Below are 26,729 nucleotides of genomic sequence, written 5' to 3'. Positions count from 1 at the left end.
ACCACGCGGCGATCGCGAGACCCTTACGCTGTAGGGCCTAAAATGAAATCAGTGACTTAGGAGGCTCTTGGCGGAGAGGGGGGGATTCGAACCCCCGATACGGTTGCCCGTATGCCGCATTTCGAGTGCGGTGCATTCGACCACTCTGCCACCTCTCCGGAAGCGGGCCTGGCACTGGCGATGCGGCTTTGCCGGTCATCGTCTTGTTCGTGTCGGCACGAAAGGCGGCATCGGCACCAAGGCCGTTGCCGCCGCATGGGTCGGCGCTTCTCAAGCGCGCCGGTCTCTTATCAAAGCCCCGAACCCGGTGACAAGAGATCAAGTCAACAAAATCGCGATCAAACCCCCATGGCCCGTCGATCCGGTCAAGCTTCGCGCAAGTCGCCTCCGGCGAGGTGGGCGCTCGAATGCTCTCCGACGCCGCGGCTGTCTCCAGTGCAGAGGAGTTTGAGTCTCGTCCCGAGATCATTTCTGCGTTTTCACAAGGGCTTCCGGCCGCCGACACGAACGTCTGGCTGTGCAGTTAACGCCTGAAACGCGCCGGGCCGGCGCCATGATCTACCTGCGCCCTCGCCCCTGGGTGGGACAGATGGCGGAGAATGGACAGCGCGTCGTCGCGATCCGGGCCGTGTGGATACCCCGTCTGGAAAGGCCGACCTTGTCTCATCCTCGCGACACGATGCCCTTCCCCCTTCCTTTGCTCTGGACAACGGAGGAGTTTCGCGCATAGAACCGCTCCAATCGTCGCGCCGGGGGGCCGGGGGCAAACCTTTTTGCTGGCCATTTGCTTGTCGCGATCTCGAAACTCGCCAGAAGCAGCCATTCTGCTGACGAGCCTTGCAAGGAGTTGCAGCGACCGTGAGCGTCCACGATACCGCCGAACCGAATCGTCGAGACTTTCTCTATATTGCCACGGGTGCGGTCGGCGCGGTGGGCGCCGCCGCCGTGGCCTGGCCGTTCATCGACCAGATGAACCCCGACGCCGCCACGCTGGCACTGGCCGAGATCGAGGTCGACGTCAGCCAGGTCGCAGAAGGCCAGTCGATCACCGCCAAATGGCGCGGCAAGCCGGTGTTCATCCGCCAGCGGACGGCACAGGAGGTCGAGGAAGCCAAGACGGTCGCGCTCGACGATCTCAAGGACCCGCTGGCGCGCAACGCCAATATCGCCGCCGACGCGCCCGCGACTGACATCAACCGGACGATGGGGGCGGGAAGCCCGCCCACCGGCGACGACATGGCAATGGCCCGCGAACAGTGGCTCGTCATGATCGGCGTGTGCACCCATCTCGGCTGCATTCCGCTCGGCCAGTCGGGCGACTATGACGGCTGGTTCTGCCCCTGCCACGGCTCGCATTACGATACGGCCGGCCGCATTCGGTCGGGGCCGGCGCCGGAGAACATGGCGATCCCGCCTTTCGAATTCACCTCCGACACCACCGTCCGAATCGGTTGAGGGGAGCACGGAAAAACTCATGAGCGGTCATTCTTCCTACGTGCCCTCCAAGGGCTTCATGCAGTGGCTGGACGCCAGGCTTCCCCTGCCCCGGCTTCTGTATGATTCCTTCGTCGCCTACCCGGTTCCGCGCAATCTGAACTACGCCTACACCTTCGGCGGGATTCTCTCGCTCTTCCTGGTAGTGCAGATTCTCACCGGCGTCGTGCTTGCCATGCACTATGCCGCGGCCTCGGGCCTCGCCTTCACCTCTGTCGAGAGGATCATGCGCGACGTGAACTGGGGCTGGCTGCTGCGCTACATGCACGCCAACGGCGCCTCCTTCTTCTTCGTCGCCGTCTATCTCCACATCTTCCGCGGTCTCTATTACGGCTCCTACAAGGCGCCCCGCGAAGTGCTGTGGATCCTCGGCGTGATCATCTTCCTTCTGATGATGGCGACGGCGTTCATGGGTTACGTGCTTCCTTGGGGCCAGATGTCCTTCTGGGGCGCGACGGTGATCACCGGCTTCTTCACCGCATTTCCGCTGATCGGCGATCCGATCCAGCAGCTCCTCCTCGGCGGCTTCGCCGTCGACAATGCGACGCTGAACCGGTTCTTTTCGCTGCACTACCTCCTGCCCTTCATGATCGCCGGCGTCGTCATCCTGCACGTCTGGGCGCTGCACGTGACCGGTCAGACCAATCCGACCGGCGTCGAGGTGAAATCGTCGAAGGACACCGTCCCGTTCACGCCGCATGCGACGATCAAGGACGGCTTCGCCATGATGGTGTTCCTGATCGCCTTCGCCTACATGGTGTTCTACCTGCCGAACTATCTCGGCCATCCGGACAACTATATCGAGGCGAACCCACTGAAGACGCCGGCGCATATCGTTCCGGAATGGTACTTCCTGCCCTTCTACGCGATGCTGCGCGCGATCACCTTCAACATCGGTCCGATCGATTCCAAGCTCGGTGGCGTGCTCGTCATGTTCGGCTCGATCCTGGTCCTGTTCTTCCTGCCCTGGCTCGACACGTCGCGCATCCGCTCCACCGCCTTCCGGCCGATCTACAAGATCTTCTTCTGGATCCTGGTGGCCGACTGCGTCTTCCTGGGCTGGCTCGGCTCGAAGCCCGCGGAGGGCATCTACCCGGCCCTCTCGCTCGCCGGCACGATCTACTATTTCGGCCACTTCCTGATCGTTCTGCCGGTGCTCGGTCTCGTCGAGACACCGAAAAAGCTACCCGGATCGATCACCGAGGCGGTGCTTGCTAAGAATGGCGGGGGCCAGACACCAGCGGGCGCCACAGCAGCCCCGGAAACAAAAGGCTGAAGCGTGACAGAGCTGAGGACGATGACGATGAAGCAACTTTTGCTCAAGGCTCTGTTCGCCGGTGCTCTGCTCATCCTGCCGCTGGGCACGGCCCAGGCGCAGGACGAGGCCGGTCATGAGGCCGCCGCCGAAGAGGGTCACGGGGAGACGCCCCACTACCCGCTCAAGCGCCCCCAGCAGCTCGACTGGTCCTTCGCCGGGCCGTTCGGCCATTGGGATCTGGGACAGCTCCAGCGCGGCCTGAAGGTCTATCGCGAGGCCTGCTCGATTTGCCACGGCATGCGGCTCGTCGCCTTCCGCAATCTGGAGGATCTCGGCTACAGCGAAGAGCAGGTAAAGGCCTTCGCCGCCGAATACACGATCCAGGATGGCCCGAACGGCGACGGCGAGATGTTCGAACGTCCGGGTATCCCGTCGGACTATTTCCCCTCGCCCTTCCCGAATCCGGAAGCAGCGGCCGCGGCCAATAACGGCGCCGCGCCGCCGGACTTCTCTCTGCTCGCCAAGGCGCGAGCCGTGGAGCGCGGGTTCCCGACCTTCGTCTTCGATCTGTTCAGCCAGTATCAGGAGGCGGGGCCAGACTATATCCATGCCCTGCTCACCGGTTACGGCGAAGAACCGCCGGAGCACATCGCCGAGTCGATCCAGCCGGGAACCTACTACAACCCCTATTTCATCTCGGGTCCCGCCCTCGCCATGCCGCCGCCGATCAGCGACGACCAGGTGGAGTACACCGACGGCTCGCCCCAGACTGTCGAACAATATTCGCGCGACGTCGCGGCCTTCATGATGTGGGCGGCCGAGCCTCACCTGACCGAGCGCAAGGCGACCGGCTTCGTCGTGATGATCTTCCTGGTGGTCTTCGCCGGCATGCTGTTCGTCGTGAAGGGACGGGTCTGGGCCAACACGCCGCACTGAGCTTCGGCTTCGCAAGCCGAGACTTGGTCACATAAAATTCGTAGGAGCGGCCTTCGGAGCGATCCGGAGGCCGTTTTCTTTCAGCAGGACATCTCCTGGCGATGCTGCGGCGAAATCGTGCCGTCGCGTGGGCGCAGCAAAAAGGACGGCGCAACAGACGCCCTCGCCGGTCGCAAAGACATCGCGAGCCTCGCCTTGCACCCATCCCGCCAAAGCTTTATATCGATCAGCGAATTCCCGGACATCGCCCGATGATCCACGGCCCGACCCCTACCGGGGCGGGCGATAAGGAGGATTTTATCCATGGCCCAGCAATTGTTGATGCCGAAGGCCACCGCCGTCTGGCTCGTCGACAACACGTCCCTGTCTTTCGAGCAGATCGCCGATTTCTGCACGCTCCACCCGCTGGAGGTGAAGGCGATCGCCGATGGCGAATCGGCTCAGGGCATCAAGGGTCTCGATCCGGTCATGACCGGCCAGCTGTCGCGTGACGAGATCGAGCGCGGCGAGAAGAACGAGAAGCACCGTCTGAAGCTCTCGGCGCCCAAGGTCCGCGTGCCGGAATCCAAGCGCAAGGGTCCGCGCTATACGCCGGTTTCCAAGCGTCAGGACCGCCCAAACGCGATCCTCTGGCTGGTGCGCAACCACCCGGAGATGAAGGACGCCCAGATTTCCCGGCTCGTCGGCACGACCAAGAACACGATCGAGCAGATCCGCGAACGCACTCACTGGAACTCCGCCAATCTGCAGCCCATGGATCCGGTGACACTCGGCCTTTGCTCTCAGATCGATCTTGATCTCGAAGTGGAGAAGGCAACGCGCGGCCTGCCGCCGCGCAGCGAGGATCTCGCCGAAGAGGAGCGCCTGCTCTCCGCCGCGCAGACCCAGAACTGGTCGCATTCCTCGACCAGCGACGAAAACGAGATCGACGAGGCGGCGGTCTTCGCCAAGCTCTCCTCCATGCGGCGCAGCGAGCCGGACGAGGATGAAGACAGCCAGAACTGATCCGAGCGAAGATCTGCATCGCAGATTTTATCAAGGGGCGCCGCCGCCGAGGCTGGCGCCCTTGTGTTTTGCGGGTATGCCTTGCCGGGATCGGCGGCTTGCAAACGGCAAAACCGATTGCGCCATTGGCGGCACCGGGTTGAACGCAATCGCGAAGGGGTGGTAGCGGGAGCGCACCATCACTCGAACAAGCGAGAACTTTGAATGTCCGATCGTATCGTCATGCGCACCGGAGAAGCCCTTGTCGCCGGAGGCCCTCCGGGCACGGCGGCCGAGCCCGAAGTGGTCATCGGAGCGCTGGACGGGCCGGTCGGCACGGCGCTTGCGACGCTCACCGGCGATCAGGTCGCCGGCCACAGCCGCGTCTATGCGCTTCTCAACACCGATGTCATGGTCCGCCCGGTGACGCTCTGCGTCTCCAAGGTGACGGTCGACAATCCCAAATACACCAACATCCTCATGGGGACGGTGCAGTTCGCGATCGCGAATGGTGTGCTCGACGCGGTGCGCGAGGGGCTTCTGCCGAAGGATCAGGTCAACGATCTCGGCATCATCTGCTCGGTCTGGCTGGCGCCGACCATCGTCGATGTCGAAAATCTCGACCACAAGGTGCTCTTCGACATCCATCGCAAGGGCATGACCACGGCGATCCGCAAGGCCATGGCCAACGAGCCGTCGATCGACTGGCTGCTCGAGAACCAGGACAAGATCGTCCACAAATACTACCAGATGGGCCTCGACGGTAAGATCTGAGGCTCGCTTCCTCGGCCTTCCTTTTCCAGGAAGCAGAAGCAATCCGGCGAGCGGCGTCAGGCTCTGCCTCGCTCGCCCTCGCGCAGTGCGACGATCTGGTCGGCGAGCTTGGCCTGCCGGTCGCCGGGCTCGCGCTCCGGCCCGACCGTCGTGTCGCGCCGGGTCTGATGTTCAAGCTGCGCGTTGATTTCCGCTCCCACGAGCAGCACGATCATCATGATCCAAGTCCACATCAGGAAGACGATGATCGACGCGAAGGAGCCATAGCTCGCGTCGAAATTCTTGACGTTGCCGGTGTAGAAGCCGAACAGCAGCGAAGCCACGATCCAGCCGACGATCGTCACGATCGCACCCGGCGTCAGCCATTTGAAGCGGGCATGGCGGCGGTCCGGCCCGAATCGGAACAGACCCCCGATCCACAAGAGCGCCACGCCAGCCAGCACGACCGCGCTGGCTGCGGCGACCAGCCAACCAGCTATACCGCCAAGCGGCAGCACCGAGAGCGCGGCGGGCAGGACGACCACGACCGCGAGCGCTGCGACCACGAGAAGAATGGTGGCGAGCGTGAAGCCCAGCGTCATGGCGGTACGCTTCACCATGCCTCGCTCATCCTCTTCCTCATAGGCGATGTTCATCGCCTTGAAGAGCGCCGTCACGCCCTTGTTGGCACTCCAGAGCGATAGAAGCAGCGAGATGGCGAAAGCAATGGACAGCGACGAGTCCGCCTTGCCGGACAGACGCTCGAGCTGCGACTGGATGACCGACAACGCCCCTTCCGGAACGATGCCCTGCAAAGTGGAAACCTGTTGCTGAATGGTCTGGGGATCGGCGAGGAGGCCGTAGATCGCGACTAGAGAAGCGATCGCCGGAAACAGCGAGAGCAGCAGGTAAAACGTCAGTCCGCCCGCGACCAGCGTGACCGAATGCGTCTCGAACTGGTCCTTGACCCGGAAGAGAACGTCCTTCCAGCCCTTCTTCGGCATCTCCATCGGCGTTTCGGCCCGGTGGCCATGGTCCGGTCGATAGGTGGCCTCTTGGGACATCGGGGCGGTTCCTCTGGTGCGAAGGTGGCGAGTTTCGAATCGCGGCGCGCCGAGTTCGCGGCTGCGCGGCCACTACGAATGGCAATCCATTCGCTGCGGGGTGGTTCCGCCGCGTCGCATCTGCGGGTGATCGAGAAACCACCGGGCTCTGGCCCGACGCCGCCAGACGCTGAGGCGGCTATAGGCGAGCCGCTGCGTAAAAACGGCAGAGATCAGTGAGAAAGCAGCGGTGGCATTTCGGCGCGCGCGCCACGCAGACAGCCTTCCCGAACTGGATGAGCCAGAAATGGCCTTCCTTCAGGGCCCACTCCGGCGCCCTCTCCTCCAGTTGCCGCGCGGTCTCGTCGGCCGTACGCGCCTCGGTCAGGCCGATCCGGTTCGAAACGCGGTGCACATGGGTGTCGACCGCGATCACCTCGGCGCCGAAGGTGAAGCTGAGCACGATGTCCGCGCATTTGCGGCCGATGCCAGGCAGCCGCATCAGCGCGGCCCGCGAGGACGGCACGACGCCCTTGTGCTCGTCGATCAGCGCACCGCAGAGCTTCAGAATGTTCCTGGCCTTCATGTTGTAGAGGCCGCAGGGTTTGATCGCCGCAGCGATCTCCGCCTCACAGAGCGCGAGCATGTCTTCCGGCGTCGTGGCGCGGGCGAACAGGGCCTTCACGGCCGCGGCGGTGTTCACGTCGCGGCTTTGCGCGGAAAGCAGGCAGGAGACGACAGAGCGAAACGGATCCGGCTGGTCCTTCGGCCCCTTGGCGCCGGGCGTCTGGCCTGGCATCTCCTCGGCCAGACGGCGAAACACGCGCTCGACATCCTCGGGCGCAAGGACCGAACCTCCTTGCCGCTCCCGGCTCACCGCTGCTTCGTCTGCCAGTCGGAGGCAATCCAAGGCTTCAGTTCCGGCTCCGGCGCGAGCACGCCCTGGCCGAGGATATGGTCGGCGGCCTTCTCGCCCACCATGATCGAAGGACCATTGAGATTGCCATTGGTGATCCGCGGGAAGATCGAGGAATCCGCGAGACGCAGATTCTCCACTCCGATCACCCGGCACTCGGGGTCGACCACCGCCATCTCGTCATCCGGCGCGCCGAGCCTTGCCGTGCCGCAGGGATGATAGGCGCTTTCGGCGTGTTCGGCGATGAAGCGGTCGAGATCCTCGTCGCTGGTGGCCTCGGCGCCCGGCTGGATCTCCGGGCCGCGATAGGGATCGAAGGCCTCCTGCGCGTATATCTCGCGGGTCAGCCGGATGGCGGTTCGAAACTCGGTCCAGTCGTCCGGATGGGACATGTAGTTGAAGCGGATCGACGGTGCATCCTTCGGATCAGCGCTCTTCAGCCGGACCGCGCCGCGCGACTTCGAACGCATCGGCCCGACATGCGCCTGGAAGCCGTGGCCAGGCGCGGCCGCCTTGCCGTCGTAGCGGATAGCGCCCGGCAGGAAGTGGTACTGGATATCGGGATATTCGATGCCGGCCGCGGAGCGAATGAAGGCCGCTGCCTCGAAATGATTGGTGGCGCCATAGCCGGTGTGGAGCATCATCCATTCGAGGCCCACCCGGCCCTTGGCGAACAGGCTGAGATAGCCGTTGAGGGTGATCGGCTGGATGCAGGTCTGCTGGATATAGAGTTCCAGATGGTCCTGAAGGTTCTGGCCGACGCCTGGCCGCGGCACCTTCACGTCGATCCCGAAATGCTTCAGATCGTCGGCATCGCCAATGCCCGAATGCATGAGGATCAGCGGCGAATTGATCGAGCCGGCTGCCAGAACCACCTCGCGCCGCGCCTTGACCAAGCCCTTCCCGCGGCGGCCGGCGCGCACCACCATGCCGATCGCGCGATCGCCCTCGAAGGCGACACTGATCCCTTGTGCGTTGAGGAGCCGGCAATTGCCGCGTTTCATGGCGGGGCGCAGATAGGCGTTCGCGGCCGACCAGCGCCGGCCCTGCCAGATGGTCTGCTGCATCGGGCCGAAGCCCTCCTGCTGCTCGCCATTGTAGTCCTCGGTCACCGGATAGCCGGCCTGCCGCCCCGCCTCGACAAAGGCCTCGTAAAGCGGGTTCTGCATCTCGCCATTCTTGACGTTGAGCGGCCCCGCTGTTCCGCGCCATTTGGGATCGACGCCGCGACCGGCGCCGCCATGGAAATTCTCCATGCGCTTGAAATAGGGGAGCACGTCGGCAAAGGCCCAGCCGGACGCGCCGCTCGCCGCCCAGTGCTCGTAGTCGAGAGCGTGGCCCCGGACGTAGACCATGCCGTTGATCGACGAGGACCCACCGATCACCCGTCCGCGCGGCGTCACGAGTTGGCGTCCCGCCAGCGTCTTTTCCGCTTCGGCCTTGTAGCCCCAGTCATAGCGCTGCATGTTCATGGGAAAGGACAGCGCACCGGGCATCTGAATGAACGGTCCGGCATCCGTCCCGCCGGCTTCCACCACGACGACGTCGTATTTGCCGCTTTCCGACAGCCGATAGGCCATGGCCGAACCGGCCGAACCGGACCCGACGATCACGTAGTCGGCTTCGTCGATGGTCTTCATGCTTGGATCTCCGCGTCGATGAACCGCTCGACCATGCGGGCGGCCGTCTCAGGGTTCGGTTGGGTCAATGGTGTCAGCGCTTGGCGCAGCCACACACCGTCGATCATCGCTCCCGCGCCGGCCGCGATCCGCCGGGACTTCTTCGCGCCCACGAGAGGATCGAGCGCGGAGACCAGATTGGTCTCGAGCCGCCGAAAATAGATGCGCAACAGCCGGGCCGCCTCCGCCGATCGCCTTGCGTAGAGATAGAAAACCAGCCAGGCCGATATGGATTCCTGCGTGAACTGGCTGGGCGCGAAACTGCCGGAGATGACCGCGCTGACCCTCTCGCGAGGGCCGGGAGCCTCCCGCAGCCGCCGCGCGATCTCCTGACGATACTGGCCGAGCAGCGTGCGCATGGCGGCGATCATCAAATCGTCTTTGGTGCCGAAGTAATGATGCACGAGAGCGGGCGAGACACCGGCGAGTCGCGCGATTTCCGCCATCGTCACGTCGAGAGAGCCCGCCTGGTCGATGGCGGCGACAGTGGCGGCGATGACGCTTTGCCGGCGCCGAGCCTCGATGGTGGATCTCGACCGATCCCACCGTGTTCTGCCTGAATGGACACCCTCGATCATTCGACCAACATAAATGTCTTAATTGATCCGTCAATCAACACTCCTGGCATGACCTCCGCAACGGATTGGGGATGGAGGCTGCCGGGGGTTATCCCGCCGACGACATGAGCTAACGTGCGGCCGCGCCGTGAAGGCTTTGACGACCCTTCTGCCTCCCGCGCTCCCACACGACTTCGTTCAGGAAGAATTCCTTGGCCCGCACCCTCATCCTCTGCCCGACCCACGACCACGCCGACGCTCTCTACATGTCGATCGCCAGCGTCAGGGCGCAGCGTGACACCGACTGGCGCATGGTGGTGATCTGTGACGGCTCGCCACAGCGCACGATCGATATCCTGGAGCAGATTTCGCAGGAGGACCCGCGCGTCACCTATGAACGACATCCGAAGGGCGAGCGCTTCGGGGAGGCTTACCGCGATCCGGTCATCCGGAATGCCTCCGAGCCATATGTCTGCCATCTGAGCGATGACGACATCTGGGCTTGCGATCACCTGGAGACGATGACCGCCATGCTCGACCGGGCCGATTTCGCCTTCGAGGCAAGTCTTCTCGTGTTCGAGACACAGATACCCGCCTGGCACATCTGCAACCACGGGACAAAGCCGGGCCGAAAGATGCTTCCCTCCGGGCTCAACAACATCGCTTATCGCCGCGACATGTATCTGCGCCTCGAGGAGGGTTGGACACCGGCCCCACCAAAGGCCCCGTCAGATGTCTACATGTGGCGAAAGTTCTTCCGTCATGAGGACATGCGGGTGGCCTGCCGGGCCAGACAGACCTTCTTGAAACTGCCAAGCCAGGACAGTCGTCGCATCCATGCCAATCCCGAGCGCCGGCTTGTGGATCTCGGGCCCTGGCTCGCAAAGGTGAATCAACCCGAGACGATCTCGCAATTGTTGAAACGCGCGGGCCTCGGGGAAATGATCGCTCGCACCTTCATCGCTCATGAGGTTCAACAGGTCGCGACGTTCGAAGCCGCGATGGAGCGATGCCGCTTGCGCGCCGTCCACGAAGACGCACCGGGGAACATTGCGGTGGACGGGGAAGTGATGGAGGTCCCCCTCACCTCCGACCAGGTGTGGGTGGCGAGACTGGTGTTCCTCGCTCTCAAAGCCGGTTCCCCGGATGCGACGCAGCCGGAGAAGATCCGCTTTGTCGAGGCTGCTCGGAACGCGGTTCCGCGGGCCCGGGCAGTCGCAGCGGTTCTCGAACGCAGAGCAGGAGATGTCGGCGAGCGCGTCGACGATCTGCTCACTCGACTGGAGATGCGGCCGGACGAATTTCCGCCTTCCCGCCCACCTTCCCGGCTCTCGTCAGCAAGCGGCAGAGTCGGGCGAATCTGGTCGCGGCTCAGGCGGACATAGCCATCGCAGGCCCGGCTCTCAGCCCGAAAAGACCGGATGGTCGGGATAGAGCTCCTGCAAGGTGGGCAGATTGGCGTCGGTCTTGGAGAGGATCGGCTCCCGCGTCGGCCACTCGACATTCAGCAGCGGATCGGCCCACGACACGCCGCCCCGATGGTCGGGATTGAACTCCTCCGAGACGTCGTTCAGGTAGTCGACTTCGGTAAAGCAATAAAAGGCGTTGCTCAGCCCCTGCCGAAGGAACACGCGATTGTGCGCGTGAGGCTCGTCTCCCAGAAGAAAGCTTTCGGTCTTGCCGAATGTTTCGCTGTCGGGACGCGTATCGGCCACGACGCAAAGAGCACGTCCATGGACCACGAAGACGAACTTGTCCCAGCGCTCCGTATGAAAGCCTCGCAGGACGTTTGCCTTGGATCGCGAGTAATTGCCCTGCATGAAACGGTGCGGACGCCCGAGCACGTTTTCTATCGCGCTCTGCCGGTATGATTCCAGGAAAAACCCTCGATCGTCCTGGAATTTTGCTGTTTTCAGCAGCAGACATCCCTCGATTGAGGTTTTCAATACTTCCATAACTGCTTTAATCCCGCTTTCGTTATTCTATGTCGCCTCAAGGCTCCCAAGCCGTCTGGACGATATGGGATGCCGGAAAGCGACACCAGCCGCGCCACCAGATTTTTCCGCTCAGGCACGAGCCATCGGAATATCGACGCGTCGATATTCCGTTTGACGTGAGCCAGGGCTACAAATGCGGACCTGCCCCGGAATCCGACCGGCCTGACGAGGAACGAAATGATGATCTCCTCCCGCCTGACTGGCATGGCGCTCGCGCTGACAGCCTTTACCTCCCTACCCGCCGCAGCCGAGTACAGGCTGACCATCCTTCATACCAACGACTTTCACTCGCGCATCGAGCCGATCAACAAATACGATTCCACCTGCGGCGAGGAAGATCTTGCCGAGAACAAATGCTTCGGCGGATCGGCCCGGCTTCTCACCGCAATTCGCGCAGCACGCGAGGCGGCGGAGAACCCGATCCTCGTCGATGGCGGAGACCAGTTCCAGGGCACGCTGTTCTACACCCAGTACAAGGGCAAGGCCGCCGCTGAACTGATGAACGCCCTCGGCTATGACGCCATGACCGTTGGCAATCACGAGTTCGACGACGGGCCGAAGGTGCTGCGCGCCTTCATGGACGCGATCGAATTCCCGATCCTGCTCGCCAATGCCGATATTACCCAAGAACCGGAACTCGCCGATGCCCTGAAACCCTCGGCCATCATCGAACGAGAGGGTGAGAAGATCGGTCTGATCGGCGTTACGCCGGCCGACACGGGCGAGCTGGCCAGCCCGGGGCCAAACATCACCTTCTCCGACCCCGTCGAGGCCTTAAAATCCGAAGTTCAGGCGCTGACCGAGCAGGGAGTCGAGAAGATCATCCTGCTCAGCCATTCCGGCTACAAGACCGACCAGCGCATCGCCAAGGAAGTACCGGGCATCGACGTCATCGTCGGCGGCCACACCAACACCTTCCTCTCCAACACCGACGATTCGGCCGAAGGCCCCTACCCCACCATGGTCATGGGCCCTGATGGCCATGAGGTGCCGATCGTCCAGGCCTATGCCTATGGGAAATATCTCGGCCAGCTCGAAGTCACCTTCGACGATGATGGCGTGGTGACCGCCGCGACCGGCGAGCCGATCATCATGGACGGCGAGATTGCCGAAGACAGCAAGCTGAAGGAGCGGATTTCCGAACTCGCAGGGCCGCTCGAAGAAATCCGTCAGAAGGTCATCGGCTCCACGGCCGCCCCCATCGACGGCTCGCGAGATGCGTGCCGGAGCGGCGAGTGCGAGATGGGTGCTCTCGTGGCCGATGCGATGCTCGACCGGGTCAAGGATCAGGGCGTGCAGATCGCGATCGCCAATGGCGGTGGCTTGCGCGCGTCGATCGACGAGGGTGAGATCACCATGGGCGAGGTTCTGACGGTGCTGCCGTTCCAGAACACGCTTTCCACCTTCAAGCTCAAGGGTTCCGACATCAAGGCAGCCCTCGAAAACGGGGTCTCCCAGGTCGAGGAAGGCGCCGGCCGCTTTCCGCAGGTCGCCGGCCTCAAATTCACCTGGTCGCAATCGGCCGAGCCGGGCAACCGCATCAGCGACGTGATGGTCGCGGAGGACGGCGAGTTCGTGCCGCTCGAAGACGACAAGACCTATCTCGTCGTATCCAACAACTACATGCGCGGCGGCGGCGACGGTTATTCGGTCTTCGCCGAAAAGGGCATGGACGCCTATGATTACGGCCCATCGCTCGACGCGGTCGTTGCCGAGTATATCGCGAAGGACAACACACCCTACCAGCCCTATACGGACGGACGCATCACCAGGGCCGAATAGTCTACACCCGGAACGGCGAACGGACCGGATATCCGAGAGGTTTCCGGTTCCTTCACTGCCAGGCTCCTAAGCTCCGGGCGCCGCTTCGGCGGCCAGTCCCGCTGTTGGAGCACAATCGACTTGTCTGCGCATTCCTCCCGATCCCGAGCGGGCCTCTCCTCTCTTTGGCCGTTCCTGGTGGGCCTCGCCATCGTCGCCGGCACCGCCATGATTCTGTTTGCCATGGGCCGCGTTCCGATCTGCGAATGCGGCACGGTCAAGCTCTGGCATGGCGCCGTGCAGAGTTCCGAGAACTCCCAGCATCTTTCGGACTGGTATTCGCCGTCCCACCTGATCCACGGCTTCCTGTTCTATTTCGCCGCATGGCTGCTTCTGCGCCGTTTCTCCTTCGGCTGGCGGCTCGTGGCAGCTCTCGTCATCGAATGCGCCTGGGAGATCGTCGAAAACACCGACGCGGTCATCAACCGCTACCGGGAAGCCACGATAGCCCTCGACTATTACGGCGATTCCATCATCAATTCCCTGGCCGATATCGGTTTCATGGCGCTGGGCTTCTGGCTGGCGAGCCGCCTGCCCGTCTGGCTGACGATCGTGATCGCGGTCGCGCTGGAACTGATCGTCGGCTTCATCATCCGCGACAATCTTCTTCTCAACGTCATCATGTTGATCTGGCCGATCGAAGCCATCCGGACATGGCAGGCCGGCGGATGACAACTTCGCATTGACTTGAGTGCCAGACGGGACATGGGTGCCGAGATTGCGGGCGGACCTCGCCGGATCGCAAACCATACGATAAGGTATACCTCCATCGCATGGACCATGCGCAGGAGGGGTCGATGGCGAAGCAGACCAAGCCGTCCGGGTCGCGCGGCCGACCGCCGCGAAGCGAGCGGGATTTCGCGGCCATCCGGGCGGGCGGTGAAGACAGCGGCGATCTCAATCGACGCATTCTCGGCGCAGCGGCGGAGATCTTCGCCGAACGTGGTTTCGCCGCCGCCTCGATCGACGAGGTCGCACAGCGCCTTGGGGCGACCAAGGGCCTCGTCTATCATCGCTATCGCTCGAAGGGCGAGTTGCTTGGAGATGTCTGCCGGGCCGGGTTTTCGACACTCGAAGAAAAGGCCACACGCACAACGCAGACGTCGGAGCGCGCCGTGACGCGGCTGACGGCTTTAGCCGTGATCCATGCCTCGGACGTTCTCACCGCCAACGCACTGCACCGGACCATGGCGGATGCCATCGCCGGTCCGGCGATGATGCAACTGCCCGCCGCCGAACGCGACGCGATCGCGACCCTCGTCGAAAGACGCCGGGCTTATGACGCCCGGTTTGCCGAGTTGATCGCCGAGGCCGGGCGAGAGCGCGATTTGCCGTCGGGGCGTGACACGGAGATGCTCGGCAGGATCTTCGTCGCCGTTCTCGACGGACCGCTGCGCTGGCCGCAGGAAACCCTCGACGCTCTGGTTCAAAAGCGCGACCTGATCGCCCGGCAATTGGCCTATTTCGCCCTGCGCGGCACCGGTGCCTCCGACACCACTCTCGCGGAGGAATTTTCACGATGAGTGTCATGGACACAGCCTGAAACGGCGTTCGAAGTCCGTTGCTCACCGTAGGCGGTATCATCCCGGAAACCGCCGCGCCGGGAGAGCCAGGGAAGGCAGACGCCTCAAGGGACCATCGGCTCCTCCATGCCGCCTGGCGAACAGCCCTTTTCAACGAAGGTCTTCGCCATTCGCGCCCCGCGGCGGGGCCTGTGACGGTCACCCTGCTGCAGGCTTCAGGAAGAGGTAGAGCGAGACCAAGAGCGTCACCCCCATGCAGAAGACGGAAGCACCGAATTGGAGGGGATCGCTGTAGACAGTCACCCACTCCGGATTTGTCAGCCGCGAGACGGCATAGATTTCACCAGTCAGGAATGCGCCCGCCAACCCGTAAAGGCTCGCCAATCCCAGCACCGGTGCCACGACATGAGAAAGCACAGTAGACATGACGTGAGGATGCCGGAGAGAAATTTCCCCAACGTCAATCCAATTAAGAAAGAATGACTGAAAAGAAATGCTATTTTTCGATGAATTCAAGCCGAATGAAAGAATTATGCACGTCTGATTGTCTGGCATCATCGGTCCGCTGCGGGTCGCACGCGGCAACAGCAGCGGTGAGGCGATCGACCTCCCCCTTCATCGGTTAGGAGAAGATGGGCGCAGCCCCCCGCTCAGACGAGATAGTTCAGTCCGATATCGCGCTCGCTGACGATCAGACCCGGCTCGAATCCGGCGGCGAGATAGTCTGGTCGGAGCCGTTCCTGGCCGAGGAAGACGAGGGTCCGTTCCCGGTCCACGCCCTGCCTGGCGTCCTCGTCGGCGAGGATCGAAATGCGTTCGCAGAGCCCGAGATCGCGGATGAGCTTGCCGACCGCTTCCGCCTCCGGCACGCCGGCGACCATCAGATGCGAGATATCGGCAACGCCATTCGCGTGACGCGCCAGGGTCTGGGCCACGAGGAGAGGACGGAGCGTGTTGTTCGGGTCGATCTTCGCGGCGGCCTGCGGGGAGAGGTAGTGAAGACGCGCGATGAGATCATGCGCCTTGAGATAGTCCTTGCGTGCAAGCCAGAGCCGCAGGGCGACCTGCATCCGCGCTTCGACAAACATGTCGACCATGTTGCGGAAGCTCTGGCGAACGGTCTCGTCGGGCGTCACCCCATGCCGACGCAAGAGCGTGTAGATCATGTATTCGAGACCGCCGCGATAAAGGTCCCATCCGATCAGGGCCTGCTCGGTTCCGTCCTGGAGGCGCTGCGGCGCGACGGGTGTCGCCGTGACGGACCGATAGAAGGGTGCGCGGCGGAAAGCGACGGGTCCCTGGGCGGCAATCGTGGTCAGATAGGGGAAGGCCCAGTAGCAGAAGCTCGGCGTCGTCAGCAGGCTGCGCAGGGCGTCCGCGCGATAGATCGCAATCTCCGGAAAGACGTGGCCCTCGACGATCATCTTCAACAGATCGACGTCCTGCCCCGGCCTGAACACCGTGACGTCATCCTTCAGCCTGTAGAAGAGGCCCTGCGGCTCCTTCCGGACCTCGTCCCAGCTTTGCCAGGGCGAGTAGCAGGCCAGAATGTCCGGATTGGCGAGCATGTAGTTCATCGCGTCGACGAACCCTTCCGGATGCAGAAGATCGTCGTCGGCGATGTAGAGGACATAGCGTCCCCGGCCGCGCCGATAGGCGCTGAGCACGTTGTTGAGGACGTGGACCTGCTCAGCCTGCCGATAGTAACGGATCGGCATCCCCGCGGACTTGAACCGCGCGACGACCTCGCCGGTATCGTCGGTCGAGGCGTTGTCCGAGATGACGATCTCGTAACTGAATCCGAAGGACGGGCTCACCTCGGCGAGATGCGTGAACAGATACTCCAGAAAGCGGGCCCTGTTGCAGGTCGGGACGCACAGACTGATCGTGACGTCGGTCGGCACTTCGGCGTCGGGCTTGGCGGAGTCTCCTGCCAGATCGGCTGGGTTCACGGAAATATTCACGGGAAGTCATCCTCCGCTTCGCGACACGTCGCTGCACGATCTCATTGTTCGCGACCGGCAATGCTGCGAGACCGGGCCCGCGTGGCGAGGCCGCGGCCTTTGACGATTCGCGTAACGGTATAATTTGACGCCCCTTGTGCGAGACTGAGCCAGGGATGGAGGCCAAGGCGGGCATGACGAGGAGGCGGGAAGCATGGCGACCGGATGAAGGCGGTCGGGGGCGTGTTCTTCTCACCGGAGCGGGCGGTTTCGTCGGGCGGAGTGTCCTTGCAGCGCTTGAGAGCCGCGCAGATCTCACCATCCTCTGTACAACCACCCAGCCGCCGCGCCCCTCGCCTCGCGGAAGCCGGATCGAATGGCTGCGCCATGATCTCCTCACCGACGATCCCGAGGCGCTGATGGCGCAGGCGCGACCCGATATGCTCCTGCACCTCGCCTGGCACACACAGGCCGGCAGCTATTTGACGGGCGACGAGAACGCCGCGTGGCTCGCCGCCAGCAAACGCCTGCTCGACGCCTTCCTCCGTGCGGAGGGCAAGCGTTTCGTGACAGCGGGCAGTTGTGCCGAATACGCCGCCTCATCCGCCCCCTGCCACGAAACCGAAACGCCGCTCCTGCCCGTCACCGCCTATGCGGACGCGAAGATCGGCCTGTTTCGCCACGTCGAAGAAGCGCGCCGAAGCGCTTGGATATCGGCGGCCCACGCCCGTCTGTTTTTTCTCTATGGCCCCGGCGAAAAACCGACCCGGCTGGTCCCCGACCTGATCGGCAAGCTTTGCCGAGGCGAAGTTGCCGAGACCGGTCCCGGCGATCTCCTGCGGGACTACATGGCGGTGGAGGATGCGGGAGAGGCGCTGGTCGCCCTCCTGTTCAGTGACGTGGAAGGACCGATCAACATTGCCCGAGGCGTGGCGGTCTCGATTGCTGAAATTGCACGAAGAATTGCCGACATCACCGGACGCGCCGACTTGCTGCGAATCGGCAGTCGTGCGAAACGAGCCGGCGACGCGCCATGCATCGTCGCCGATACGCGTAGATTGACCGGCGAGTTGGGCTTCGTCCCTCGCATCGTTCTCGATGATGGCCTGCGTCAGGCTGTGGAACGGTGGAGGACGAGCGCGACCTGAACGCGCCGAGAGGCGGCCGGTATTGCAGGCCGCCGGCTCCGGAATTCAGTTTTCATGCGTTTCGCTGATCGTATCGGCGCCGCCGCCAGTTTCGAATGACGAGAATGACCGCACGCTCCGCTTCCCTGCCTGAGACCTTCGATTCGCCGAATGTCGCGATCGACGCCTATTTCGAGGAATTGTCTCGTCTGGGACAGTCGACCAGCGTGATCGATCGCAGCGGCCAGGGCGTTCCGCTCGGCGTCGCCATCGACCGGGTCGTGGACCGCGCGCTCGATATCGCGGCCGGGCCGGGCAAGCTCGTCTTCATCGGCAATGGCGGAAGCGCCGCTATCGCGAGCCATATGGCGATCGACTACGCCAAGAACGGATCGCTTCGCGCGATGGCTTTCAACGATGCGGCCGCCCTCACCTGCCTGAGCAACGATCTCGGCTATGAGAACGTCTTCTCGACCCAGATCGGCATTCACGGACAGCCGGGCGACCTTCTGATGGCGATCAGCAGTTCGGGGCGCTCGCCGAACATCCTCAACGCGGTAGCGACGGCGCGCGGCCGCGACATGGAGGTCGTCACCTTGTCGGGCTTTTCTCCCGACAATGCCCTCCGCGGTCTCGGCGACCTCAACTTCTTCGTGGATTCGACGAGCTACGGCTTCGTCGAGATTACACATCTCTCGCTCATTCACGCGGTGCTCGATCAGGCCTGCGGTGGCGACAAGACACGGAAAACTCCATGAGCATGGGGTCGGCGCGCAGGCCCGACCAGGCGGTCATCCTCGCGGGCGGGCTCGGCACGAGGCTGGGCGCACTCACCCAGGATCGACCGAAGCCGCTCGTCATGGCGGGCGACCGGCCGTTTCTCGATCATCTTCTCCGACTGTTGAAGTCGCAAGGGTTCACCCGCGTTCTCCTGCTGCTCGGTCACAAGGCGGAAATGATCGTCGATCATTGCGGCGACGGCAGTCGCTTCGGCCTTGAAATCGACTATTCGTTCGGCCCGGCAGAAGACGACACGGGACGCCGGGTCAAGCGTGCATTCTCCAAGCTCGATCCGGCCTTTCTCCTGCTTTACTGCGACAATTACTGGCCGATGCCGTTTGCCCGGATGTGGCAGGCGTTTTCAGCCCGGCCTGAAGCTCTCGCCCAGGTGACGGTCTACCGCAATCGTGACCGCCACACGCGTGACAACATCCGCGTCGACGCGAACGGATTCGTGACTTCCTACGACAAGTCGCGGACGGACCCCGATCTTGCCGGCGTCGATATTGGCTTCATCGTGATGAAACGCGACGTCGTCGATCTCCTGCCCGAAGACAACTGTTCGTTCGAAGCGGCGATCTATCCCCTTCTCGCCTCGCGCGGCCAACTCACGGCCTTCGAGACCTCGCATCGCTACTATAGCTGCGGGAGCCCGGAGAAGCTGTCCGAGGCCATCCGCTTCTTCACGCGCCGGCCATGCGTCATCCTCGACCGGGACGGCGTCCTGAACGTCAAGGCCCCGCGCGGGACCTATGTCGCGAATCCCGAGGAATGGCAGTGGCTGCCCGGCGCCCTGGACGCTCTGGCGACACTCAAGGGCCATGGCGCCGACGTGATCGTGGTGACGAACCAGGCGGGGATCGCGCGCGGCATGATGACGCAAGCCGATCTCGATTCCATTCACGTCCGGATGATCGACGAGGCTCGCGCGGCGGGCGGCGAGATTCTCGACGTTTTCCACTGCCCCCATCACTGGGACGACGGTTGCGACTGCCGCAAACCGGCCCCCGGAATGTTGTATGAGGCACAGCGCGCCCATGCCCTGGATCTGAGCGTCACGCCCTTCGTTGGCGACGATCCGCGCGACGGCGAGGCTGCGGCCAAGGCCGACCAGCCCTTCTTCCCGGTCGATCCCGAAAAGGGTCTCGCCCAGTCCCTTCCCGACCTCCTCGACTTTCTGGACCAAAGGGCCCAAACCCGGCCCGCGGCAAACTGAGACAGCAGACCATAGCGGCATGAGCGAACACATCCTCATCACCGGCGTGACCGGATTCGTCGGCTCCCACATGGCCGAATACCTGTTCGAGAGCCGCCCCGGGGCGAAGCTCTTCGCGACCAAGCGGTGGCATCTCTCGCGGATGGACAATGTCCGCCACATTGCCGATCGCCTCACCTTCATCGATTGCGATCTCACCGATCCGGTCTCGACGCGAACGGCGATCGAGAAGGCGACCCCGGACCGGATCTTCCACTTCGCCGCCGAGAGCTTCGTCAGCCCGTCCTGGGAAAACCCGCATCGCTACATGGCGGTGAACTACAACGGCACGCTCAACATCCTCGAAGCGATGCGCCAGACCGGCTCGAAGGCCCGACTGCTGATCCCGGGTTCGGGCGAGGAGTACGGCCAGATCGAGGAACATGAACTGCCCATCCGCGACACCACGGTGCTGCGCCCGGTGAACCCCTATGCCGTGACGAAGGTGGCCCAGGATCTGATCGGCTACGTCTATCACGCCTCCTACGGGCTCGACGTGGTGCGCACCCGCGCCTTCAACCATGAGGGACCGCGCCGCGAGAAGGTCTTCGGTATTCCCTGGTACGCCTATCAGATCGCACTTGCCGAAGCCGGCCTCGCGGGCAAGGAACTTCGCGTCGGCCATATCGACGATCGGCGGAACTTCACCCATGTGAAGGACATGGTCGCGGCCTACGGGCTTGCAAGCGAGAAACTGCCGGCGGGCGAGATGTTCCTGATCGGCTCGGAGGACGAAGCCTCGGTCCACACCTTCCGGGAAGCGCTGGAAGCGCTGATCGCCATGTCCACGGTGAAAGGCATCACCTATCGCATCGATCCGGAGTTCGTTCGCCCGACGCAGGTGCCCCGGTTGATCGCCGATACCGGGCCGTTCCGCGCGCTGACGGGCTGGGAGCCGCGTCTTTCCTACGAACAGATCTTGAGCGATACGCTCGCCTATTGGCGCGAGCGCGTTGCCAATGGCTCACACTGATTTCAACGGCGACGCGCCGGGAGGCCGAAAGATGAGCATCGACGGCGTGAAGGGTTCGATGATCGAGGGCGTCGAAATCGTGCGCAAGCGCACGATTCCCGACGAGCGCGGCGCGATCTTCCACATGCTCAAATCCTCCGACCCGGAATTCGAGCAGTTTGGCGAGATCTATTTTTCGTGCGGCTACCCGGACGTGGTCAAGGCATGGCACATACACACCCGTATGACGCTTAACAATTTCTGCGTCGTCGGCATGCTGAAACTGGTGCTCTACGACGACCGCGAGGGATCGCCCACACGGGGCAATCTGACCGAGGTCTTCATGGGGGAACAGAACCGGCTGCTGGTCAAGATTCCGCCAGGCATCACCAACGGCTATAAGGCTTTCGGCGACAAGATGGCGATCCTCGCCAATTGCGCCACCATGCCCCACGATCCAGGCGAGTTGATCTACATCGATCCGTTCGGCGATCATGTTCCCTACGACTGGGGCGTTCGTCATGGGTAGTCTGGCGAGCGGGCCCGGCTACATTCTCGCCAGCGCGCCCTTTCGGATCAGTTTCGCGGGCGGCGGAACGGATCTGCCGGCGTTCTACCGGCGCGAGGGTGGTGCCGTTCTGTCCTCGGCGATCGACCAGCACGTCTATGTCACGGTGAAGCGCCTCAGCCCGTTCTTCGGGCGCACCTACCGGCTGAACTACTCGGAAGCCGAGATCGTCGACGATGTCGAGGCGATCCGCAACCAGATCGTCCGGGAGTGCCTGAAGCTGGTCCCCTGCGATCCGCCGCTTTATATCGGCGTCATTGCGGATATTCCGACCTCGTCCGGCCTCGGTGCCTCCTCCAGCTTTGCGGTCAGCCTGCTCTCGGCCCTCCATGTTCTGAGGGGCGAGCGGGTCTCGCCGGCGCAACTTGCCGAGGAAGCCGCGACGGTCGAGATCGAGATGCTGCAGCGCCCGATCGGAAAGCAGGATCAATACGCCGCGGCCTTTGGCGGCCTGAACTATTTCCGCTTCCTGGAAAACGATCGCGTCACCGTCGAGCCCCAATCCCTGCCACCGCGGGAGATCGACGGGCTGTTCCGCTCGATCCTGATGTTCTGGACCGGCATCAGCCGCGACGCCGGCGAGGTCCTGGAAAGCCAGAACGCCCGCACGGACCTCAATCTCGAACGGCTGCGCACGATGAAGGCGCAGGCGGACGACATGCGCAAGATGACCTTCGACGGCATCGATGTCGCTGCTCTCGGTTGTCTCTTGAACGAGGGCTGGGAGATGAAGCGGCAATTGGCCGACTCGATCAGTTCCAGCGCCATCGACGGCTGGTATCGCGCCGGCATTGCCGCAGGCGCCTATGGCGGCAAGCTCTGCGGTGCAGGCGGCGGCGGTTTCCTCATGTTTCTCGCGCCGCCTGAGCGACACGACGCGATCCGCGGCGCGATGGGCGATCTGCGGGAGTTGAAGGTCGGCTACGAGCCGAATGGCGTGCGCATCCACAGCTATGGCATGGGCTAGGCGCAGCCGGGACCGACAAGGCAAAGAAAAGGACCAGAGAATTGGCTGGATGTCTTCTGTGTGGCGGCGGGAAGGTCGACGAAGTGCTCGACCTCGGAAAGACGGCGCCGGCCAACAACTTCCTGAAGCCGGAAGAGGCCGCCGCCGGGGGTGAAACGCTCTATCCGCTGCGGCTCAGCCTGTGCCGTGCCTGTGGCCACGCCCAACTGCTCGATCTGGTGCCGCCATCGGCGATGTTCGATCACTATCTCTATATGTCATCGGCCTCCTCGACGCTGACCGACCATCTTCATGGGCTGGCGGCGAAGATCGTTCGCAGCCTCGATCTCGGCGCATCCGCGCTGGTCGTCGACGTCGGCTGCAATGACGGCACGCTGCTGGAAGGCTTTGGCAAAGCCAGAATCGAGAGACGGCAGGGCGTCGACCCGGCCGCGAATCTGGCGGAGACCGCGCGCGCCAAGGGCGCGGAGGTGACCACGGGCTATTTCGATCTTGCCCTCGCGCGCCAGCTCAGGGACACGCACGGCCCGGCTTCGGTCCTCACCATGACCAACACCTTTCCTCACATTCCGGATCTTTCCGGTCTGATGCAGGCGATCGACGTCATGCTCGACGAAGACGGCGTCTTCGTTCTCGAAGCCCATTATCTGATGGACTTACTCGATCTCTGCGCCTTCGACACAATCTATCACGAGCATGTCTCCTACTGGGCGCTCACGCCCATGCAGGCGCTGTTCGCCGCTCACGGTTTCGAAGTGTTCGATGTCGAGCGGCTGCCGATCCATCACGGCCAGTTGCGGGTTTGGGCGGGCCGCAAGGGTCGGCGCCCGGTCGCACCGGCGGTGGCCGCCCTCGCCGCGCTCGAGGAAGAGCGGGGCCTCACGACCAAGGCGCCCTTTGAGACGCTCGTGGCCCGGATCGAGGATATTCGCAGCAACCTCCTCGATCTGATCGCCGAAATGAAGCGCAAGGGCGGCCGTGTCGTCGGCTACGGCGCGCCGGCCAAGGGCAACACCATGATCGCCTTTTTCGGTCTCGGCCCGGACGATCTCGACTACATCGCCGATCGCAACACCCTCAAACAGGGCCGGGTCACGCCCGGCAGCCACATTCCGATCGTCGCGCCCGAGCGCATCCTGGAGGACCGGCCGGATCTCGTTATCGTCTTCGCCTGGAACTTCGCCGAAGAGATCGCCCGGCAGTTTTCCGATTATCTCGGCTCCGGCGGGCGCATGGTGGTGCCGATCCCGGCCTTGCAGGATCTGGAGGCGGTGTCGTGAGACGAGACGTCGAGGCCGGGAGCGATGCGAAGCTGACGCTCTCGAGCGGCGGCCGCGAAACCACCGTCGATCTTTACTCCGAAGAAGGCATGGCCCTCGTCGATGCCTTGCGCCTGAAGCAGGCCGCAGAGTTCAAGCGCATGTACGAGCCGCGCTGGCTCGGTGTCCCGATCATTCAGCTTCCCGAAGACATCGTCGCGATGCAGGAGCTGATTTGGCACCTTCAGCCCGACATGGTCGTGGAATGCGGCGTCGCCCATGGCGGTTCGCTGGCACTCTATGCCGCGATCATGGAGTTGATCGGCAAGGGCCGGGTCATCGGCGTCGACGTCGATATCCGTCCGCACAACCGCACCGCCATCGAAGCGCATCCCCTCGCCCACCGCATCGATCTCGTCGAGGCAAGTTCGATCGACCCCGCGACGGTCGAACAGGTCGAGCGGCGATGCGAAGGGGCCGGCACGGTGATGGTGGTCCTGGACAGCAATCACAGTTACGCGCATGTGGCCGAAGAAATCCGCCTCTATGAACGACTGGTCACGCCCGGAAGTTATCTGGTGGTGATGGATGGCGCACAGGCGCTTGTCGCGGACATCCCGCGCGGCAAGCCGGAGTGGGCGGAGGACAATCCGCTTACCGCGCTGCGTGAGTTTCTGGCCTCGACGTCGGAGTTCGAGCCGGATCGGCATTTCGAGCGCTTCGGCGCAACCTGCGTGCCCGATGGTTTCCTGCGCAGACGGGCGTCTTGAGCTTTGAACCACTGGGCGCCACCTGTGCCCATCACCAAAGGCGCGGGGCATTTCCTGTGGCTTGTCCGGGCCTTGGCCCGCACGAGCATGAAAGGCGGATTTGAGCGATCCACGCTTGAGACCCATCGAATCGACGCGTAGACCTGAAAGCCGATTCGACGGACAGGGCCCGGAGGCGACCATCTCGCCGGGGTCCGACACGCCAGGGACGGTCTGCGGCAGTGATGCTTGAGGAATACAGTGCGACGCGATCCGCGCCCCGGGCATGGACCCTCTCGGATTTCCTGGCGCGCCAGTTTCCGAAAGGCCGCATCGAGCGTGTCCTCTTGGTCAATCCGCCCGATGGAGAGGCGGATCTGTTTCGCATCGAGACCGCCCGGCGCCGCCGCTACCCAAACTATCCGCCCTACGGCCTCGCCGTGCTTGCCGCCAATCTGCGCCGGAAGGGCGTCGCGGTTCGGATCGTCAATTTGAACCACCTCGTCCTCAAGGCCGCCAATCGCTGCACCGATGAGGCGGCGTTCGATTTCGACGCGGTCTGGCAGCGTGAACTGGAGGCGGCGATCGCCGATTTCGCGCCCGACCTCGTCGGCGTCACCTGCATGTTCACGATGACCCATCCTTCGTTGAAGCGGGTCTGCGAGCATGCTGCCGGCCACGACGTTCCGGTCGCGATCGGCGGTGTCCATGTGACGAACGACGTCGATCGGGTTCTGGACGATATTCCCGCCGCGCATTTCGCCTTCCTGCGCGAGGCCGACCGGGCTTTCGGCCTGTTCGTCGACGCGGTCGCCGGCGAGATCGACACGGACCGGCTCGGCCAACTCGTGGTGAATGATGCCAATTGCGGAGAACGGGTGCGGCTCTTCGGCGAGGCGCAGCCGGCCGCGGGCGATCTCGACATCCTCCCCGCCCACGACCTGATCGCGATCGAGGAATTGTCCGAGGTTGGCGTCATCGGCAATTTCCACGGCTTCAAGCCGCGTGGAACGCGCTTCGCGACGAGCCTCTCCAATCGCGGCTGCCGAGCCCAATGCACCTTCTGCAGCGTGCGCAGCTTCAACGGCAAGTCGGTTCGCCAGCGCTCGGTCGAGAACGTTCTCGACGAGCTGCAGCATCTGAAGGAAGTGCACGGTGTCGGCCATATTACCTGGCTCGACGACGATCTCCTCAAGGACCATGCCCGGGCGATCGCCCTGTTCGACGGGATGGTCGCAAGAGGCCTCGATCTCACTTGGGATGCCACGAATGGCGTGATCGCGGCATCCTGCACCGAGGAGGTCGTGGCGGCGATGGCGGCGAGCGGCTGCATCGCCCTGAATATCGGCATGGAATCCGGCAATCCGGAGATCCTGAAGCAGGTGAAGAAGCCGGGCACCGTGAACAACTTCCTCAAGGCGGCGGAGGTCCTGCGCCGCTTCGAGGAGATCCATGCCCGCGTCTTCCTGATGCTCGGATTTCCCGGCGAGACGCTCGGCCAGATCAACGACACGATAAATGTCGCGCGAGCGATGGATCTCGACTGGTGCGGCATCACCATTCTGCAGCCGCTGCCCAACACGCCGATCTATGACTCCATGGTGGCGCAAGGGCTGATCGAGCCGGTCGGCAGCAAGAACACCCGCTTCAACTCTGGCGGCTACGGCAAGCAGGATCAGGTGGATATGGGCCTGCGCCTCGCCTCCCAGAACTTCGAGGAGGCGTTCCGCGCCATCGCCATGGATGCCGTACCGAGCGCCACCGAGCTCGACGACATCTGGTTCTTCATGAACTATCATTTGAATTTCCATCGCCTCTTCGGCGAGACGCGGCCCGCGAAGATCCGCCAGCAGCTCATGAATCTCGGCGCGCTGAGCGACGTGATCTCGCCCGAGCACGGCTTTGCGCTCTACTTCACCGGCTTTCTGCAGCACCGTCTGGGCGGGACGATCGACCCGGCGATCATCGAGCGTCTGGAACGGCGGCTCGCCGGTTCACCCTATTGGGCCGATCGGTTCCAGGCCTTTGGACTTTCGGTGGACGACCTGAAAGAGGCGGATTTCCGCAACAAGGAGATCCCGCGGCTGCTGCCGGGCGCCCTGCCGCAGGACCACCGCCAATTCGAGGATACGGTGCTGGCGCCCTAAGCGCTCACCGATGACAGAAAC

General features: G+C 63.3%; 25 protein-coding genes and 1 tRNA gene. 18 read left to right on the top strand and 8 right to left on the bottom strand.

Going from position 1 to position 26,729, the window contains the following annotated elements:
* Positions 1–68: 68 nt before the first annotated feature.
* Positions 69–158: transfer RNA gene (locus MF134_RS10215), tRNA-Ser, on the bottom strand.
* Positions 159–858: 700 nt separating this feature from the next.
* Here MF134_RS10215 and petA point away from each other — a divergent pair.
* The 5 genes from petA to MF134_RS10190 all read left to right on the top strand — a co-directional run bounded on the left by petA (position 859) and on the right by MF134_RS10190 (position 5,446).
* Complete coding sequence (gene petA / locus MF134_RS10210) at positions 859–1,455, top strand: ubiquinol-cytochrome c reductase iron-sulfur subunit (protein WP_255339329.1); 597 nt, start codon at positions 859–861, stop codon at positions 1,453–1,455.
* Positions 1,456–1,474: 19 nt separating this feature from the next.
* Positions 1,475–2,770 carry a cytochrome b gene (locus tag MF134_RS10205; RefSeq protein WP_255339328.1) on the top strand — a complete coding sequence of 432 codons (1,296 nt, stop codon included), beginning with the start codon at positions 1,475–1,477 and terminating at the stop codon, positions 2,768–2,770.
* 27 nt (positions 2,771–2,797) lie between these two features.
* Entirely contained in the window at positions 2,798–3,688 is an 891-nt protein-coding gene (locus MF134_RS10200; RefSeq protein ID WP_255339327.1) for a cytochrome c1, read from the top strand.
* Positions 3,689–3,991: 303 nt separating this feature from the next.
* The gene (locus MF134_RS10195; RefSeq protein ID WP_255339326.1) at positions 3,992–4,693 is read left to right on the top strand and encodes a DUF1013 domain-containing protein; all 702 of its coding nucleotides are present in this window, start codon (positions 3,992–3,994) and stop codon (positions 4,691–4,693) included.
* A gap of 204 nt (positions 4,694–4,897) precedes the next feature.
* Positions 4,898–5,446 carry a formaldehyde-activating enzyme gene (locus MF134_RS10190; RefSeq protein ID WP_255339325.1) on the top strand — a complete coding sequence of 183 codons (549 nt, stop codon included), beginning with the start codon at positions 4,898–4,900 and terminating at the stop codon, positions 5,444–5,446.
* 56 nt (positions 5,447–5,502) lie between these two features.
* Here the strand turns inward: MF134_RS10190 and MF134_RS10185 are convergent, their stop codons facing one another.
* The 4 genes from MF134_RS10185 to betI all read right to left on the bottom strand — a co-directional run bounded on the left by MF134_RS10185 (position 5,503) and on the right by betI (position 9,641).
* Positions 5,503–6,489 carry a YihY/virulence factor BrkB family protein gene (locus MF134_RS10185; protein WP_255339324.1) on the bottom strand — a complete coding sequence of 329 codons (987 nt, stop codon included), beginning with the start codon at positions 6,487–6,489 and terminating at the stop codon, positions 5,503–5,505.
* Positions 6,490–6,667: 178 nt separating this feature from the next.
* Positions 6,668–7,345: an endonuclease III domain-containing protein gene (locus tag MF134_RS10180; RefSeq protein ID WP_255339323.1), complete on the bottom strand. Its 678-nt coding sequence runs from the start codon at positions 7,343–7,345 to the stop codon at positions 6,668–6,670.
* Positions 7,342–9,024, bottom strand: coding sequence for a choline dehydrogenase (gene betA / locus MF134_RS10175; protein ID WP_255339322.1), 1,683 nt, complete (start codon positions 9,022–9,024; stop codon positions 7,342–7,344). The genes MF134_RS10180 and betA overlap by 4 nt, the downstream gene beginning before the upstream one ends.
* Positions 9,021–9,641 (bottom strand): choline-binding transcriptional repressor BetI, encoded by a 621-nt coding sequence (gene betI / locus MF134_RS10170; RefSeq protein ID WP_255339321.1) that lies wholly within the window; start codon positions 9,639–9,641, stop codon positions 9,021–9,023. The genes betA and betI overlap by 4 nt, the downstream gene beginning before the upstream one ends.
* A 191-nt stretch (positions 9,642–9,832) precedes the next feature.
* Here betI and MF134_RS10165 point away from each other — a divergent pair, with 191 nt between their 5' ends.
* Positions 9,833–11,005 (top strand): glycosyltransferase family 2 protein, encoded by a 1,173-nt coding sequence (locus tag MF134_RS10165; RefSeq protein WP_255339320.1) that lies wholly within the window; start codon positions 9,833–9,835, stop codon positions 11,003–11,005.
* Positions 11,006–11,023: 18 nt separating this feature from the next.
* Here the strand turns inward: MF134_RS10165 and MF134_RS10160 are convergent, their stop codons facing one another.
* Complete coding sequence (locus MF134_RS10160; RefSeq protein WP_255339319.1) at positions 11,024–11,575, bottom strand: dTDP-4-dehydrorhamnose 3,5-epimerase family protein; 552 nt, start codon at positions 11,573–11,575, stop codon at positions 11,024–11,026.
* 219 nt (positions 11,576–11,794) lie between these two features.
* Between MF134_RS10160 and MF134_RS10155 the strand changes: the two genes are divergently transcribed.
* The 3 genes from MF134_RS10155 to MF134_RS10145 all read left to right on the top strand — a co-directional run bounded on the left by MF134_RS10155 (position 11,795) and on the right by MF134_RS10145 (position 14,961).
* Positions 11,795–13,399 (top strand): bifunctional metallophosphatase/5'-nucleotidase, encoded by a 1,605-nt coding sequence (locus tag MF134_RS10155; protein WP_255339318.1) that lies wholly within the window; start codon positions 11,795–11,797, stop codon positions 13,397–13,399.
* Positions 13,400–13,513: 114 nt separating this feature from the next.
* Complete coding sequence (locus MF134_RS10150) at positions 13,514–14,110, top strand: DUF2585 domain-containing protein (RefSeq protein WP_457589969.1); 597 nt, start codon at positions 13,514–13,516, stop codon at positions 14,108–14,110.
* A gap of 125 nt (positions 14,111–14,235) precedes the next feature.
* Positions 14,236–14,961, top strand: a complete 726-nt coding sequence (locus MF134_RS10145) for a TetR/AcrR family transcriptional regulator (protein WP_255339316.1) — start codon at positions 14,236–14,238, stop codon at positions 14,959–14,961.
* A 198-nt stretch (positions 14,962–15,159) separates the two neighbouring features.
* On the opposite strand, the gene MF134_RS10140 is transcribed toward MF134_RS10145, so the two are convergent.
* Positions 15,160–15,387, bottom strand: coding sequence for a hypothetical protein (locus MF134_RS10140; protein WP_255339315.1), 228 nt, complete (start codon positions 15,385–15,387; stop codon positions 15,160–15,162).
* A gap of 224 nt (positions 15,388–15,611) precedes the next feature.
* The gene (locus MF134_RS10135) at positions 15,612–16,925 is read right to left on the bottom strand and encodes a glycosyltransferase family 2 protein (protein WP_255339314.1); all 1,314 of its coding nucleotides are present in this window, start codon (positions 16,923–16,925) and stop codon (positions 15,612–15,614) included.
* Positions 16,926–17,098: 173 nt separating this feature from the next.
* Here MF134_RS10135 and MF134_RS10130 point away from each other — a divergent pair, with 173 nt between their 5' ends.
* The 9 genes from MF134_RS10130 to MF134_RS10090 all read left to right on the top strand — a co-directional run bounded on the left by MF134_RS10130 (position 17,099) and on the right by MF134_RS10090 (position 26,708).
* Positions 17,099–18,052: an NAD-dependent epimerase/dehydratase family protein gene (locus tag MF134_RS10130; RefSeq protein ID WP_255339313.1), complete on the top strand. Its 954-nt coding sequence runs from the start codon at positions 17,099–17,101 to the stop codon at positions 18,050–18,052.
* Positions 18,053–18,156: 104 nt separating this feature from the next.
* Positions 18,157–18,789, top strand: coding sequence for an SIS domain-containing protein (locus tag MF134_RS10125; RefSeq protein WP_457589967.1), 633 nt, complete (start codon positions 18,157–18,159; stop codon positions 18,787–18,789).
* On the top strand, positions 18,786–20,027 hold the full coding sequence (locus tag MF134_RS10120; RefSeq protein WP_255339311.1) for an HAD-IIIA family hydrolase: 1,242 nt from the start codon (positions 18,786–18,788) through the stop codon (positions 20,025–20,027). Before MF134_RS10125 ends, MF134_RS10120 begins: the two co-directional genes overlap by 4 nt.
* Before the next feature lie 19 nt (positions 20,028–20,046).
* A complete protein-coding gene (locus MF134_RS10115; RefSeq protein ID WP_255339310.1) occupies positions 20,047–21,039 on the top strand; it encodes a GDP-mannose 4,6-dehydratase in 993 nt (330 codons plus the stop codon).
* A gap of 31 nt (positions 21,040–21,070) precedes the next feature.
* Positions 21,071–21,547 carry a dTDP-4-dehydrorhamnose 3,5-epimerase family protein gene (locus MF134_RS10110; RefSeq protein ID WP_255339309.1) on the top strand — a complete coding sequence of 159 codons (477 nt, stop codon included), beginning with the start codon at positions 21,071–21,073 and terminating at the stop codon, positions 21,545–21,547.
* On the top strand, positions 21,540–22,553 hold the full coding sequence (locus tag MF134_RS10105; RefSeq protein WP_255339308.1) for a GHMP family kinase ATP-binding protein: 1,014 nt from the start codon (positions 21,540–21,542) through the stop codon (positions 22,551–22,553). The genes MF134_RS10110 and MF134_RS10105 overlap by 8 nt, the downstream gene beginning before the upstream one ends.
* 41 nt (positions 22,554–22,594) lie before the next feature.
* The gene (locus MF134_RS10100) at positions 22,595–23,833 is read left to right on the top strand and encodes a methyltransferase domain-containing protein (protein ID WP_255339307.1); all 1,239 of its coding nucleotides are present in this window, start codon (positions 22,595–22,597) and stop codon (positions 23,831–23,833) included.
* Positions 23,830–24,582, top strand: a complete 753-nt coding sequence (locus tag MF134_RS10095) for a cephalosporin hydroxylase family protein (protein ID WP_255339306.1) — start codon at positions 23,830–23,832, stop codon at positions 24,580–24,582. The genes MF134_RS10100 and MF134_RS10095 overlap by 4 nt, the downstream gene beginning before the upstream one ends.
* A 224-nt stretch (positions 24,583–24,806) precedes the next feature.
* Complete coding sequence (locus tag MF134_RS10090; RefSeq protein WP_255339305.1) at positions 24,807–26,708, top strand: B12-binding domain-containing radical SAM protein; 1,902 nt, start codon at positions 24,807–24,809, stop codon at positions 26,706–26,708.
* Positions 26,709–26,729 lie beyond the last annotated feature (21 nt).

This window comes from Jiella marina (genome assembly GCF_024359545.1).
Taxonomy (GTDB): Bacteria; Pseudomonadota; Alphaproteobacteria; order Rhizobiales; family Rhizobiaceae; genus Jiella.
Note: the sequence above shows the minus strand (reverse complement) of the source record. Positions and strands in the feature narration are given on the sequence as shown.